Origin of the sequence: Actinoplanes sp. NPDC020271 (assembly GCF_044388125.1) — a bacterium.
In the GTDB taxonomy this organism is placed as follows: domain Bacteria; phylum Actinomycetota; class Actinomycetes; order Mycobacteriales; family Micromonosporaceae; genus Actinoplanes.
Window position 1 is genome coordinate 201884 of record NZ_JBIRWQ010000001.1, and the last position, 14303, is coordinate 216186.

The 14303-nt window shown below is 71.9% G+C and carries 16 protein-coding genes; 7 read left to right on the top strand and 9 right to left on the bottom strand.

The features are described 5' to 3' along the window. Positions 1–413: 413 nt before the first annotated feature. Positions 414–1286, bottom strand: a complete 873-nt coding sequence (locus ACH442_RS00845; protein ID WP_396120469.1) for a DMT family transporter — start codon at positions 1284–1286, stop codon at positions 414–416. An 84-nt stretch (positions 1287–1370) separates the two neighbouring features. Between ACH442_RS00845 and ACH442_RS00850 the strand changes: the two genes are divergently transcribed. Next, on the top strand, positions 1371–2801 hold the full coding sequence (locus tag ACH442_RS00850; RefSeq protein WP_396120470.1) for a PLP-dependent aminotransferase family protein: 1431 nt from the start codon (positions 1371–1373) through the stop codon (positions 2799–2801). 10 nt (positions 2802–2811) lie between these two features. On the opposite strand, the gene ACH442_RS00855 is transcribed toward ACH442_RS00850, so the two are convergent. Next, on the bottom strand, positions 2812–3609 hold the full coding sequence (locus ACH442_RS00855) for a DUF3097 domain-containing protein (protein ID WP_396120471.1): 798 nt from the start codon (positions 3607–3609) through the stop codon (positions 2812–2814). Positions 3610–3698: 89 nt separating this feature from the next. On the opposite strand from ACH442_RS00855, the gene ACH442_RS00860 reads away from it, so the two are divergent. Beyond that, positions 3699–4481: a hypothetical protein gene (locus ACH442_RS00860; RefSeq protein ID WP_396120472.1), complete on the top strand. Its 783-nt coding sequence runs from the start codon at positions 3699–3701 to the stop codon at positions 4479–4481. Between the two features lie 28 nt (positions 4482–4509). Next, positions 4510–5016, top strand: a complete 507-nt coding sequence (locus ACH442_RS00865) for an NUDIX domain-containing protein (RefSeq protein ID WP_396120473.1) — start codon at positions 4510–4512, stop codon at positions 5014–5016. Here the strand turns inward: ACH442_RS00865 and ACH442_RS00870 are convergent, their stop codons facing one another. Then, positions 5017–5991, bottom strand: a complete 975-nt coding sequence (locus ACH442_RS00870; protein ID WP_396120475.1) for a LysR family transcriptional regulator — start codon at positions 5989–5991, stop codon at positions 5017–5019. It abuts the gene before it with no gap. Between the two features lie 132 nt (positions 5992–6123). Here ACH442_RS00870 and ACH442_RS00875 point away from each other — a divergent pair, with 132 nt between their 5' ends. After that, on the top strand, positions 6124–6861 hold the full coding sequence (locus ACH442_RS00875) for an SDR family oxidoreductase (RefSeq protein WP_396120476.1): 738 nt from the start codon (positions 6124–6126) through the stop codon (positions 6859–6861). Between the two features lie 6 nt (positions 6862–6867). Here the strand turns inward: ACH442_RS00875 and ACH442_RS00880 are convergent, their stop codons facing one another. Next, positions 6868–7308, bottom strand: coding sequence for an NUDIX domain-containing protein (locus tag ACH442_RS00880; RefSeq protein WP_396120477.1), 441 nt, complete (start codon positions 7306–7308; stop codon positions 6868–6870). A 29-nt stretch (positions 7309–7337) separates the two neighbouring features. After that, entirely contained in the window at positions 7338–7760 is a 423-nt protein-coding gene (locus tag ACH442_RS00885) for an NUDIX domain-containing protein (protein ID WP_396121007.1), read from the bottom strand. A 117-nt stretch (positions 7761–7877) separates the two neighbouring features. On the opposite strand from ACH442_RS00885, the gene ACH442_RS00890 reads away from it, so the two are divergent. Beyond that, entirely contained in the window at positions 7878–8405 is a 528-nt protein-coding gene (locus tag ACH442_RS00890; protein WP_396120478.1) for a signal peptidase I, read from the top strand. On the opposite strand, the gene ACH442_RS00895 is transcribed toward ACH442_RS00890, so the two are convergent. The 4 genes from ACH442_RS00895 to ACH442_RS00910 all read right to left on the bottom strand — a co-directional run bounded on the left by ACH442_RS00895 (position 8371) and on the right by ACH442_RS00910 (position 11842). Further along, a complete protein-coding gene (locus ACH442_RS00895; protein WP_396121008.1) occupies positions 8371–9207 on the bottom strand; it encodes an HAD-IIA family hydrolase in 837 nt (278 codons plus the stop codon). The two genes, ACH442_RS00890 and ACH442_RS00895, sit on opposite strands and share 35 nt — an antisense overlap. Continuing rightward, positions 9147–10178, bottom strand: a complete 1032-nt coding sequence (locus tag ACH442_RS00900; RefSeq protein ID WP_396120479.1) for a ferrochelatase — start codon at positions 10176–10178, stop codon at positions 9147–9149. Before ACH442_RS00900 ends, ACH442_RS00895 begins: the two co-directional genes overlap by 61 nt. A gap of 159 nt (positions 10179–10337) precedes the next feature. After that, entirely contained in the window at positions 10338–11105 is a 768-nt protein-coding gene (fabI, locus tag ACH442_RS00905) for an enoyl-ACP reductase FabI (RefSeq protein ID WP_396121009.1), read from the bottom strand. A 32-nt stretch (positions 11106–11137) separates the two neighbouring features. Further along, entirely contained in the window at positions 11138–11842 is a 705-nt protein-coding gene (locus tag ACH442_RS00910; protein WP_396120480.1) for a beta-ketoacyl-ACP reductase, read from the bottom strand. A 208-nt stretch (positions 11843–12050) separates the two neighbouring features. Between ACH442_RS00910 and ACH442_RS00915 the strand changes: the two genes are divergently transcribed. Next, positions 12051–13142, top strand: a complete 1092-nt coding sequence (locus ACH442_RS00915) for a sensor histidine kinase (RefSeq protein ID WP_396120481.1) — start codon at positions 12051–12053, stop codon at positions 13140–13142. Then, positions 13139–13786, top strand: a complete 648-nt coding sequence (locus ACH442_RS00920) for a response regulator (protein WP_396120482.1) — start codon at positions 13139–13141, stop codon at positions 13784–13786. Before ACH442_RS00915 ends, ACH442_RS00920 begins: the two co-directional genes overlap by 4 nt. The last annotated feature ends 517 nt before the right edge of the window (positions 13787–14303 follow it).

Sequence of the window (14303 nt, forward strand, 5' to 3'; positions counted from 1 at the left end):
CAGGGCGAACCCCAACCCCGTTCCCTGGTACGCCGTGACAGACGCGCCCGCCGCCGGATGCACGCGAGCCGGCGCCCACCACGGAGTCCCCACCCACCACGCAGTCCCCACCCACCACTGGGGGGCGAACCCACGGCCATTGTCGCGGGCAGGCCCAAGATCACGCTGACTGCCTGTGGACAAAGCACTGGTGTGGACGAGCTTGACAGCCGGGTCGGCCTGGGATCGGAGTGCGGGCCGGATGGGCAGGCCGGTCACGCCGGGGCCAGAGCGGGTTCCGGAGTGCTGGCCGGGGTGGGCAGACCGGTCACGCCGGCGTCACAGCCGGTTCCGGAGTGCTGGCCGGGGTGGGCAGACCGGTCACGCCGGCGCCACAGCCGGTTCCGGAGTGCTGGCCGGGATGAGCAGACCGGTCACGCCGGCGCCAGAGCCGGTTCCGGAGTGCGGGCCGGGGCGGTCAGGCCGAGGGCGAGGCCGGCGCCGACCGTGGCGATGCCGAGCCAGACCAGCGGGTCGGGGGCCGGGCCGCCGAGGGCCATGCCGGTCAGCGCCGCCGAGATCGGGGCGACGCCGGTGAGCAGGCCGGCGCGGCCGGGGCCGAGGCGGGTCACGCAGGTGTACCAGAGGAGGAACGCGACGGCCGTCACCGCCACCGCCAGGTAGGCGCCGGCCAGGACGTCGTCGGCGTGCACGCGCAGGACGGCGGTGGGACCTTCCACCACCGCGCCGGTGACTCCGAACAGGACGGCGGCCATCCACGTGGCGTGGACGGAGACGCCGAGCGGGCCGTGACGGCCCAGGACCGGGACGGCGAGCAGCGTGAACAGCGCCTCGCAGACGAATGTCACCACCGCCCAGAGGACGCCGATGCGGTCGGCGCGGCCCAGGCCTTCGACGAGGATCGCACCGAGGGTGACGACGGCCGCGGCGAGCAGGATCCGGCGTTTGGGGCCGCGGCCGCCGAGGGCGAGCAGGATCGGGACGCAGGCGACGGCGACGCCGAGGACGGCCGGTTCGGCGTGGCGGGCGCCGTGGACCAGGGCGATGTTGAAGATCAGGAGGCCGGCCACGGTGACGCCGAGCAGCCAGAGCCCGTCGGCGCCGCGGGGGCGGTGCAGCGGCGTGCGGGTGCGGGACGCCCAGAGCAGCAGCAGGGCGCAGGCCACGGCGTACCGGAAAGCCTGGATCGTGAGGTTGGGCGCGTCGGCGAGGTGACCGGAGACCGCGACGCTGCCGCCGACGAAGACCATGCCGGTCGCGCCGGCGAGGATGGGTAACGCTTTCATGCACTCCATGCTCGGGGCGAGTATGGTCCGGTTCGAGGACCAATTCTGGCGGGATGGAGAGGACCAATTCCGGGTTCCGACTTTTTGCAGCTGCGGCCCGAGGAGGCGCCCGCGAAGGGGCTGACCGGGTGGCTGACCGACGGGCTGCGGCGCGCGATCGGGGCAGGGCGGCTCGCGCCGGGGACGCGGCTCCCGGCGACCCGGCTGCTCGCGGCCGAGCTCGGCGTCTCCCGGGGCGTCGTGGTGCAGGCCTATCAGCGGCTGGTCGACGAGGGACTCGCGGGCGCGCGGACCGGCTCGGGGACGGTGGTGACCCGGGACGCCGCGGTCGCGCCGAGACCGGCCGCGGACCGGCGCCGGACGTTGCACGAGCTGCGCCTGCCGCTGTCCACGCCGGACGGCATCGACCTGAACCTGTCCCCCGGGGTCCCCGATCTGGCCGCTTTCCCGCGCGCCGCGTGGCTGCGGGCGGAACGTGCGGTGCTGGAGCGGGTGACCGCTTCTGATCTGGGTTACGGCGACCCTGGCGGGAGCCCGCGACTGCGGGGTGAGCTTGTCGGCTGGCTCGCCCGTACGCGCGGGATCCGGGCCGACGCGGACGACGTCCTGGTGTGCGGCGGCGTAGCGCAAGGTCAAGCGCTCCTTGCGCAGGTCTTGGTGGCCCGCGGCGCAGCCGCGATGGCGGTCGAGGATCCAGGATCGCGCGGCACCCGCGATCAGTTGACTCATTGGGGGGTACGAGCCCAGCCCGTCCCCATCGACCGGAACGGAATACTCGTCGACCCGTTGCGGGAGACCGGCGCGCCTACCGTCGTGCTGACCCCGGCGCACCAGTTCCCGACCGGTGTCGTGCTCGCCCCGGACCGTCGTCGCGAGCTGCTGGCCTGGGCGAACGAGGGCAATCGGCTGATCGTCGAGGACGACTACGACGCCGAGCACCGCTACGATCGCGCGCCCGTCGCCGCGTTGCAGGGTTCCGCGCCGGAGCAGGTGGCGTATCTGGGGAGCATCTCGAAGTCGATGGCGCCGGGGATGCGGCTGGGCTGGCTGATCGCGCCGCGGCACCTGCAGGCCGATCTGCTCGCCGCCAAGCACGCCAGCGACCTCGGCAGTTCGTCGTTGCCGCAGCTGGTGCTGGCCGAGTTGCTGGCCGGCGGCGACTACGAGCGGCACCTGCGGACCGTGCGTGCCCGGCAGCGGGCCCGGCGTGACGCGCTGCTGGCCGGGTTGCGCGCGCACCTGCCGCAGGCTCGCGTCCGGGGTGTGGCGGCCGGGTTGCACCTGCTCGTCGAGCTGCCGTCCGGGGACGACGTCGCGATCGCCGAGCTGGTGCGGGCCGAGGGCGTGCTGGTGCATCCGCTGTCGTGGCATCGGCAGCTGCCCGGGCCGCCCGGCCTGGTCCTGGGGTATGCCGCGCAGACCCCGGACCGTCTGATCGAGGCAGCGGCTCGCATCGGCCAAGCGCTGAAAGCCCCGTCACCTCGCCATGCCGCGGCGCCGCAGGTGACGCCATGAACACGGCCATCTACTCGGTCACGTGGTCGATCAATCGCTCCATCGAGTTGATCAAGGGTGTCTCGACGTCCTTGTAACTGTGGACCGAGGCGAGGATCTTGCGCCACATGTCCTGGGGGCTGCGGACGCCGACGGCCTCGCAGACGCCCTCCTTCCACGGGCGGCCCGGTGGGATGACCGGCCACTTGCTCAGGCCGACGCGCTCGGGCCTGACCGCCTGCCAGACGTCCACGTACGGATGGCCGGTGATCAACACGTCCGGGTGGGTGACGGACGCCACGATCCGGCTCTCCTTCGACCCCGGGACCAGGTGGTCGACGAGCACCCCGAGCCGCCGCTGCGGGCCCGGCCGGAAGTCACGCACGGCCGCGGCGAGGTCGTCGATGCCGTCCAGCGGCTCCACCACCACGCCTTCGATGCGCAGGTCGTCGCCCCAGATCCGCTCGACCAGGGCGGCGTCGTGGATGCCCTCGACCCAGATCCGGCTGGCCTTGGCGACCTGCGCGGTCACGTTCGCCACCGCGATCGAGCCGGACGCGGTGATCCGGCGCTGCGCCGGAGTGGCCGACGCGGCCGGTTTCCGCAGCGTGACCGGCTGACCGTCGAGCAGGAAGGCAGCCGGCGCGAGCGGGAAGTTCCGCCGTTTGCCGAACCGGTCCTCCAGGACGACGGCGCCGAGCTCGAAGCCGACGACCGCACCGCAGAAACCGGAGTCCGCGTCCTCGACCACCAGGTCGGGCTCGGCGTCCACCTCCGGAATGGTCTTGCGCCGGCGCCAGTTGCCGGACAGCACGTCCTCCCCATACATGAGTCGCACGGTAGCCGGTACTTTCGGACACGCCGGGGTGACGCTCCGAGTCGAGACAAGGTTCCGGGGTGGCACGTACCCTTGCTCGCATGCATTCCGCAGCAGATGCGGCCACCCGCACCGCCCGCCGGTCAACCCGATTCGTGGCCTGGGTGCGGGCCTGGCGCGCCGGACTGGTTCCGTTCGACGACCTGGCCGACGAGATCGCCTCCGGCGAGGAGCACCTCGTCGCCGATGCCCCGGGCACCTGGACCGATGTGCCGCTCGGCCAGGGCCTGCCGATCTTCGCGAAGCTGCATCCGGACGACATCCGTTTGGTCCTCCCGGTTCCCGGCGACCCCCGCGGCCTGCCCGGCCCGGGGCCGCTGACCGGCGCCGCGCTGCTGGCCGGTGAGGCGGTGATCACACCGGAGTTCGGTCTGGTGCCCGAGGTGCGCCGGCACACGTCCGGCTCCGGTGTGGAGTTCGAGACCGTCGTCTGGCAGGTGCTGCCCGCCCCGGAGCACCGGCCGGTGTTCCAGATGGGCGCGGCCGAGGCCGAGGCGCAGCTGACCGCGGCACTCGGCGAGGCCACCACCCGGCTCACCGCACTGGACATCGCGCAGTGGAAACCGGAACTCGCCGGCGCCCTGCAGACGCTGCGACGGCCGGAGAGCACGGCCACGCTGCCGCCCGGGTTCGACCCGCGGTCGCGGCGGCTGTTCGCCCGGGCCGGCGTGCTCGACCAGGTGCTGGCGCTCGCCGGGACGAACGCGCCGGGCGGCGCCGTCAACGGCTACGAGGCGCAGCAGCGGGACGAGGCGTTGCGGCCGCTGACCGCGGCGTGCCGGCAGGCGCTGGTCGCCGCCTGCAACGCGCCCCTGCACGCATGAGCGGGGCCGGCGCGGCGGAAGCGGCGGCATGACCGCCGATCGGCACGCGCACTGCACTTTCTGCGGCGCGCGGTTCGTGCCCGATCAGCCGTGGCCGCGGCGGTGCGCGGCGTGCGGGGAGACGATGTACCGGAACCCGACACCGGTCGCGGTCGCCCTGCAGCCGATCGGTTCCGGTCTGCTGGTGATCCGGCGCGGCATTCCACCGGCGGCCGGCACGCTGGCGTTGCCCGGCGGCTTCATCGAGTTCGGCGAGACCTGGCAGGCCGGCGCCACACGTGAGCTGGCCGAGGAGACAGGTCTGAAGGCCGACCCCGCGGAGGTACGTCTTTTCGACGCCCTCAGCGCCCCGGACGGAACCCTGCTCATCTTCGGACTGCTCCCGCGCCTGGCCGGGCCCGGTGAACTCCCCGGCACGCCACCCACGGTGGAGTCGCTCGGCCTGGAGGTGCTCGACGGGCCGGCCGAGCTCGGCTTCAGCCTCCACACGCAGGTGGCGAACCGATGGTTCACCGAGACCCGCGGGGCCGGTTGATCAGCCGGGTGCCGTCCGCAGCGTCCGGCGCCGCGGAGACGGGCGGGCCCGCCGGTACGTGGCGGCGCCCGGGGCCGCCCCGGCGGCGGTGAGCGTCGCCCCGGCCACCGCCAGGAATTCCGCCACCAGCGGATTCGGGTCAGCGGCGCGGGACACGACGACGACCCGGGCGGGCTCGGCGTCCGTGACCGGGACGGTCACCAGGTGCGGATGCGCCGCCGGACGGCGGTCACCGGCCGGGACGACCAGGACCGCGTCGCCGGCCGCGACCAGCTCCAGGGTGTCCTCGAACGACTCGTAGACCGCGGGCGCGTCCCGCACCACGGCCCCGTCCGGCCGCGGCTCCAGGCGCGCGAAGACGTTCCACTCAGGGTTGGCGGCCCCGCACGTCGGGAACGGCTCACCGGCCAGATCGCCGACGGAGATCGACTCCCGGCCCGCCAGGCGATGCCCGACCGGCAGGACGGCGACGCGAGGCTCCGGGTAGAGCTCGGTGATGCGCAGATGGTCGGTGGCGAACGGCACCGGCGTGTGGAGCACCATCAGGTCGACCCGGCGTTCCAGCAGCGCCCGGGCGTCGTTGCAGCGCAGGCTCCGGGTCCGGATGCGGGCGTCCGGGTGGCGCTGCCGCAGTGCCTGCACGGCCGGGGTGACCACCAGGGTCGGCAGGTAGCCGACGGTCAGCTCGCGCGGGGCGGCGGCGGCCCGCGCGGCGACGGTCGCCCGGTGGGCGGCGGCGAGCAGCTCCCGCGCCTGCGGCAGGAACGCGCGGCCGGCGTCGGTGAGCGAGCTGCCGGACGGGGTGCGGTCCAGCAGGCGGACGCCCAGGAACTCCTCCAGGCGCTGGATCTGCCGGCTCAGCGACGGCTGGGCCACACGCAGTACGACGGCGGCGCGGCCGAAATTGCCCTGCTCGGCGACGACCGTGAAGTAACCGACCAGACGCAGATCGAGCTCGGAACCGGGGACTCGCACCAGGCCAGCGTACCCATGCCGGAACGGCATGACGACGTACGGAACAGGTCTTGGACGCGGACACCGGGGCCGCCGTTGGATGGATCTGTTCGCGAGAACGCGGACACGATCGGCACGAGGAGCACAGGAATCATGAACACGTACGCCGGGAAGAGCGCCGTCGTCGCGGGCGGCACCAGCGGCATCGGGCTGGCCATCGCCGAGCTGCTCCGGGCAGGTGGCGCCCGGGTGCTGGTCACCGGGCGATCCGGCACCGGGCTGGCCGAGGTGCGCGACAAGTACGACCTGCTGACCCTGCGCAGTGACGCGACGGTGGCCGCCGATCGGGCCGAGCTGGCCGACCGGGTACGGGCGGAGTTCGGGACGATCGACGCGCTGTTCGTCAACGCCGGAGTCGCCGGGGCCGGCCCGTTCGAGCAGGTCACCGAGGACGACTACGACCGGGTGTTCGACGCCAACACGAAGGCCCCGTTCTTCACCGTGCAGAGTCTCGTCCCGGTGCTGGCCGCGGGCGCGGGCGTGGTGCTGACCACGTCGATCGTGAACGAGAACGGGCTGCCCGACCTGAGCGTCTACTCGGCGAGCAAGGCGGCGCTACGGTCGATGGCCCGGACGCTCGGTCGTGAGCTGCTGCCCCGCCGGATCCGGGTGAACGCGGTCAGCCCCGGCCCGATCGACACCGGCATCCTGCAGCGGAGCCTGCCGATCGAGGTGGCGGAGCAGATGATCGCCGGGTACACCGAGTCCAACCCGATGGGGCGGATGGGCCAGTCGGTGGAGGTCGCGCGAGCCGCGGCGTTCCTGGCCTTCGACGCCACCTTCACCACCGGCGCGGAGCTGGCCGTCGACGGCGGAGCATCGCAGCTCTAGCGACGGCTAGTCGATCAGATCCGCGGTGACCAGCTCGTCCACCAGCAGGCGGATCGCGGGGGCGCAGCGCGGGGCGTCGGCCGAGGTGAACCACGCCAGCTCGGCGATCTCGTTGGCCGCCGCGGGGACGGCGTTCGCCTCGGACGGCTCGCCGCGGAAGGTCACGAGGCGGACGCGGGTACCCGGTGGGCGATTGTGGGCGGGGGCTTGGATCGTACGGAAGAATTGCAGTTGATCTGCTCTGAGGACGATCCCGACCTCCTCCAGCGTCTCGCGCGCGGCGGCCTCGGCGTGGGTCTCCCCCGGCTCGGGCTTGCCGCCGGGCAGGTAGAAGGCGTCGGAGTTGGTCGCGCGGACGACCAGGACGCGACGCTCCCGCACACACACCCACGCCGCGGCGATGACCTCGCTCATGCCGCCGGCTCCGCTGCGCTGCGGCGTCGCCATGAGTTTCGATGATTCGCTCGCAGGCTCGCTCATGCCAGCGTGAACGCTTCGCCGGCTTCGAAACGAGCAAGATCTTCGAGGGTACGGCGGGTGTTCGGCCCGGCCGAGCCGGGCAACGCGTCCACCGGGTAGAACCCGGCGCCGATCGTCTCGTCGGTCTCGCGCAGCAGCTCGCCGGACCACGAGTCGGCCCGGCAGGCGAGCGTCACGTGCTGGTACGGCTGCCCGTACGCGCTGGTCGTCAGCCCCTCCCCGGAGTAGAGGGCGAACGGCGTGACCTCGTGCACGACCAGCCCGGTCTCCTCCCGCACCTCGCGGATCGCGCAGTCGCGCAACGTCTGCCGCAGCTCCATCGTGCCGGCCGGCAGCGCCCACCGCCCGTTGTCGCTGCGCCGGATCAGCAGCACCCGGCCCTCGTCGTCGCGCAGCACGGCCCGCGCCCCGACGGTCATCAGCACCCGATCCGGGCCGACCGATTCCCGCAACTGACCCAGATAGGACTCTTCCCACGACGGCACGGATCCGACGTTATCCCACCGGCCGCGCGGCGCTGCGCCAGCATGGGGGCTGTGACCGGAACCGCCCACCGCCGCCGGGTCGTGCCGCTCGTCGCCGCCGGCACGCTGGCCGTCGCCGGCCTGACCCCGCCGCTGCTCGGCTGGACGTCGTCGGTGGTGGTGAGCGGGTCGATGCGGCCCGCGGTCGAGCCCGGTGACGTGGTGCTGACCGCGCCGCCGGCCGCGCGCCGGCTACGAGCCGGATGCGTGATCCGGTTCCGCAGTCCGGGGCGGCCGGGCCGGTCGACGCTGCACCGGATCGTCCGGGTCGACACGCACGGCGACCTGATCACCAAGGGTGACGCGAACCGGGTGGAGGACGCGATGCCGGTGCCGGTGAGCGCGGTGACCGGGACGCAGCGGCTGCGGGTGCCGTACGCCGGTCTGCCGGTCCTCTGGTGGCTGCGCGGCGATCACCTGCGCGTGGTGCTGACCGGGGTGGTGCTGCTGGCACTCGGCCTGCTCGTGCCGGCCGGACGGGCACGGCACGAGCGGGCCGCGCGGGTCAGATCTCGTCGATCAGGTCCGCGACCGAGTTGACGATGCGGGACGGCCGGTACGGATACGTCTCCGACTCCATCCGGGTGCTGATGCCGGTCATCACCAGGATCGTCTCCAGGCCCGCCTCCAGGCCGCAGAGCACGTCGGTGTCCATCCGGTCGCCGATCATCGCGGTCGTCTCGCTGTGCGCGCCGATCGCGTTCAGCGCCGAGCGCATCATCATCGGGTTCGGCTTGCCGACGAAGTACGGCTTCACGCCGGTCGCCTTGGAGATCATCGCGGCCACCGAGCCGGCCGCCGGGAGCAGCCCCTCGGTCGACGGGCCGGTCGCGTCCGGGTTGGTGCAGATGAACTTGGACCCACCGTTGATCAGCCGGATCGCCTTGGTGATCGCCTCGAAGCTGTACGTCCGGGTCTCGCCGAGGACCACGTAGTCCGGCTCGAACTCGGTCAGCACGTAGCCCGACGCGTGCATGGCGGTGGTCAGGCCGGCCTCGCCGATCACATACGCCGTGCCCCCCGGCCGCTGGTCGGCGAGGAACTGGGCGGTCGCCAGCGCGGCCGTCCAGATCGACTGCTCGTCCACCTCGAAGCCCATCCGGGTGAGGCGGGCCTGCAGGTCACGCGGGGTGTAGATGGAGTTGTTGGTGAGAATCAGGAACGGCTTGCCGGACGCCTTCATCCGGTTGACGAACTCGGGGGCGCCGGGCACCGGCTCGCCCTCGTGGACGAGCACGCCGTCCATGTCGGTGAGCCAGCTCTCGATGGCCTTGCGTTCCTTCATGCCGGTGCTCCAGGTCGCTTCGCAGGGGGGCAGCAGTTCGTCGGGCAGACGTCCCAGGTCGGCAGCGTACCCAGCTTGTTGTGCGGTTGATCACTCAGCCGCTCCTGGACCAGCTCACGAACCATCGACACGAACTTCGGGTGGACGCCCGGGGAGGCCGCGCGCGCGAAGCCCAGGCCGAGCCGGTCGGCGGTCTCCTTCGCCTCGTTGTCCAGGTCCCAGACGACCTCGAGGTGGTCGGAGACGAACCCGATCGGGCTGACCACCACGTCGGTCACGCCCTTCTCGGCGAGCGCCTCCAGGTGGTCGTTGATGTCCGGCTCCAGCCACGGGACCTGCGGCGGGCCGGAGCGGCTCTGCCAGACCAGGTCATAACCCAGGTCCTCGGCGGCCCGGGCCTGGACCAGCCGGGCAGTCTCCTCCAGCTGGGCGTTGTAGCGGCCACCGGTCGGCCCGGCGTTGCGAGCCATGCTCATCGGGATCGAATGCGCGGTGTAGACGACCCGGGTGGTGGCGCGGCGGGCCGGATCCAGGGTGCCGAGCGCGGTCCGGACCGCCTCGGCGTGCGGCTCGACGAAACCGGGATGGTCGTGGAACTGCCGCACCTTGCTGATCACCGGCGCTTTCGGGCCGACGGCCTTGCGGGCGGCGGCGATGTCCTCCCAGTACTGCTTGCAGGAGGAATAACCGCCGTAGGCGCTGGTGGCGAAGCCCAGTGCGTGCTCGACACCGTCGTCCCGCATCTGCGCCACGGTGTCCGCCAGCATCGGATGCCAATTGCGATTTCCCCAGTACGCCGGCAGGCCGATGCCGTGCGCGGCGAACTCGCCCTCGACCGCGGCCAGCAGGTCACGGCACTGCTGGTTGATCGGGGACACCCCGCCGAAGTGCATGTAGTGCTCACGCACCTCGGCGAGGCGCTCGTCCGGGACGCCGCGCCCGCGCACCACATTGCGCAGGAACGGCATCACGTCATCGGGCTTCTCGGGGCCGCCGAAGGAGAGCAGGACGAACGCGTCGTAAACCACCCGACCATCCTGCCACCGGACCGGTCACCCGGTGCAGCGGAACCCCATCCCTGTCAGCGGTGTCACTCGGCTCACGCCGTGCCGGCGCGGGCCCGCCCTGCCGGCCCTCGCCTGCGAGATGCGTCTCGACCTGCAGGTGGGCGCCGCTCGGTGCGGTCGTCAGGCCGCGATGGCGTGATAACCCCCGTCGACGTGGACCATTTCCCCCGTGGTGGCCGGGAACCAGTCGGAGAGCAACGCGCAGACGGCCTTCGCGGTCGGCTCCGGGTTGGTCAGCTCCCACCCCAGCGGCGCGCGCTGGGTCCAGGCGTCCTCGAAGTCGCTGAAGCCCGGGATCGACTTGGCCGCCATCGTGCGCAGCGGACCGGCCGACACGATGTTGCTGCGGATGCCGTGCTTGCCCAGGTACATCGCGAGGTAGCGGGACGCCGACTCGAGACCGGCCTTGGCCACGCCCATCCAGTCGTAGAGCGGGTACGCCTTCGTCGCGTCGAAGGTCATGCCGACGATCGAACCGCCCTGGTCCATCAGCGGCAGGCACGCGGTCGCCAGCGACTTGTAGGAGAACGTGGAGACGTGCAGCGCCTGCGCGACGTCCTCCCACGGCGTCTCCAGGAACGTACCGCCGAGGGCGCTCTGCGGGGCGAAGCCGATGGAGTGGACAACGCCGTCCAGCCCGTCGACGTGCTCGCGAACGCGGGAACCGAGCGAGTCCAGGTGCTCCTGGTTGGTCACGTCCAATTCGATGACCGGCGCCGGCTCGGGAAGCCGCTTGGCGATCCGCTCCACCAGCGAGAGCCGGCCGAAGCCGGTGAGCACGACGGTGGCGCCGTTCTCCTGCGCGAGCTTCGCCACCGAGAAGGCGATCGAGGCGTCGGTGATGACGCCGGTGACGAGCAGCCGTTTGCCGGCCAGCAGTCCAGACAACATTCTCTCCTGAAAAAGGTTCTCGGAAAAACTCAGTGCCCCATCCCCAGACCCCCGTCGACGGGGAGCACGGCGCCCGAGATGTACGCCGCACTGTCGCTCGCCAGGAAGGTCACCGCCGCGGCGACCTCGTCCGGGCTGGCGAGCCGACCGGCCGGGACGGCCTTGATGATCTCGGCCTTGCGCGACTCCGGCAAGACGTCGGTCATCTCGGTCTGGATGAAACCGGGCGCCACCACGTTCGCGGTGATGTTCCGCGTGCCCAGTTCCCGCGTGATGCTACGGGCCATGCCGACGAGACCCGCCTTCGACGCGGCGTAGTTCACCTGGCCGGGGCCGCCGTACAGGCCGACCACCGAGGAAATGAAGATCAATCGGCCCCACTTGGCGCGGAGCATCTTGCCGCTGGCCCGCTTCGCGACCCGGAACGCGCCGGTCAGGTTCGTGTCCAGCACCCGCTCGAACTGCTCCTCCGACATGCGCAGCAGCAGCGTGTCGTCGGTGATGCCGGCGTTCGCCACCACGACCTCGATCGGCCCGATCTCGGCCTCCACGAAGCTGAACGCGGCGTCCACCGACTCGGAGTCGGTGATGTCGCACTGCACGCCGAACAGGCCTTCCGGCACGGCCGACCCACGGTGGGTGATGACGACCCGGTCGCCCTGCTTGGCGAACGCCTGGGCGATGGCCAGGCCGATGCCACGGTTTCCGCCGGTCACCAACACGGTGCGAGGCACAGCGCACTCCTTCGAGAGGTCGGGGTCATACCCAGGTATGTGATACCGCGGGGCGACGACACGCCAGCTCCATCGTCCTACCCTGCTGGGGATGGAGACTACCGACCGCAGGCCTCGAAACGGCGTAATGGGGCCGTTGGTTCGGCTCACGTTCGGACGCGAGACACCGCGTCCAACGGCCAGCGGCCGCGCTCGGTACGCCCTTCCCTTGATCCTCTTCTTCCTGGTCGGCATGGTGGCGGTCGCCTGGCAGGATCTGCTGGCGCACCGCGAGCTCCCCGCGGTGGTGATCGGGATCATCGCGATCGGGTCGCTGCTCCCGGTGGTGATCGCCTACCGCCACCCGCTGTACGCGTGGCGGCTCACCTTCGTGATGCTCCTCGTCGGCGTGATCAACCACGCGGCGAACGAGGCCTGGCCGTGGAACACGGTGCAGATCATCGCCACGCTGTTCGTGATCGCCCGCCTCGCCGCGGTCAGCCCGTCCCTGATCACCCTCTGGGCGGTCACGCTCACGGTGATCCCGGTCCTGCTGCTCGGCGGGCCCAACTCCGGGGGTGCCGCGATCACGGTCGCCGCGGCCGCGGTGCTCGGCGACATCTTCTACCGCCGCCGGCGCACCCGCGAACTCCTCGCCGAGCAGGAAGAGATCAACGAACTGGAACGGGCCCGGCGCTCGGTGCTGGAGGAACGCGCCCGGATCGCCCGGGAGATGCACGACGTGGTCGCGCACCACATGTCGATGATCGCGGTGCAGGCCGAGACCGCACCGTACCGGTTGCAGGGGCTGCCCGACGAGGCGAAGGAGGAACTCGCCTCGATCGCCGGAGCGGCCCGGGAAGCGCTCACCGACATGCGCCGGCTGCTCGGGGTGCTCCGGGCGGAGAACCAGGCGGCCGAGCGCGCTCCCCAGCCGGGGTACGAGGAGATCACCGCCCTCGTCGACACCGCCGGGAAAGCCGGGCTGGCGGTCACCGGTGACCTGCCCGCCCTGACCGGGATCGATCCGACGGCCGGGCTCACGGCGTACCGGATCGTGCAGGAAGCCCTGGCCAACGCGGCCCGGCACGCGCCCGGCGGCCCGGTGTCGCTGACCGCTCGCGCCGACGGCCCCGACCTGGAGCTGAGCGTCCGCAACGAGCTGACCGCGTCCCCGGAGCCCGGGCACAAACCGGGTCACGGATTGATCGGGATGCGTGAGAGGGTGGCGTTGCTCGGCGGCGAGCTGACCGCCGGGCCGGACGGCGCCGGGGGTTACCGGGTGCTGGCCCGCATCCCGCGGCAGCCGGAGGCACGATGATCAGGGTGTTGATCGCGGACGACCAGGCGATGGTCCGGCAGGGGTTCGGCGCGCTGCTCGCCGCCCAGCCCGACCTGCTGGTCGTCGGCGACGCGGCGGACGGCGCAGCCGCGGTCACCGCCGCCCGGGATCTGAACCCCGACGTGATCCTGATGGACGTCCGGATGCCGGTGATGGACGGGCTGGAGGCCACGCGCCGGCTGGCCGGCGGCCCGAAGATCCTCATCCTCACCACCTTCGACCTGGACGACTACGTCTATGAGGCGCTGCGCGCCGGCGCCAGCGGCTTCCTGCTCAAGGACGCCCCGGCCGCCGACCTGGTGCAGGCGGTCCGCGTGGTGGCGGCCGGCGAGGCGCTGCTCGCGCCGTCGGTGACCCGGCGGCTGATCGCCGAGTTCACCGCCCGCCCGCAGAAGGGCCGGGCCCGCCCGGTCGCGCTGAACGCGCTCACCCCGCGCGAGACCGAGGTGTTGCGGCTGATCGCACGCGGTCGATCGAATCAGGAGATCGCCGCCGACCTCGTCGTCGCGGAACAGACCGTCAAGACGCATGTCGGGCGAATCCTGACGAAACTGTCGCTGCGGGACCGGGCGCAGGCGGTGGTCTTCGCCTACGAGACCGGGCTGGTCGCGGCGGGCGAATGACCCGGACGGGTGTTCCGCGACACCTGCGGGGAGCCTGAGTTTCTTAAGTTGTCTTTAAGGGGTACAGTTCCCGGCGTTCCCTGGCCCGACGATTCGCGGAGGTGATCGCTGTGCGAGATAGCGATCCTCCTAGTCGTGGCCGGGACGCTCGTCAGCGTTTCTGACCGCTGACCAGACTCCCACCCGTTCCCACCGGCTTCACCCTGCCTTCGCGGGGAGCCGGTCGTGCCGTGTGCGCCGCGGCATTCAGGGTCCGGGCATGGCCGCGACGTGAGCTGTGCGCTTCTTCACCCGCCAGTCACGAAGCGGAAGTAGGTGGCTACCACCATGAAGAACCTGATCGCTCCCCTCGGCTTCACCGTGATGACCGCCTGGGTCGTCATGCTGTTCGTGCTCGCCTCGCACACGCCCTGATCCGCCCGCTCCGGTCCCGCCCGCTGTCGTTTCCCGGCACCCATGACCGCGCCAGGAGCCGGCCGAATCCGGCCGGCTCGCCATGAACGTCGCTGTTCAGCGC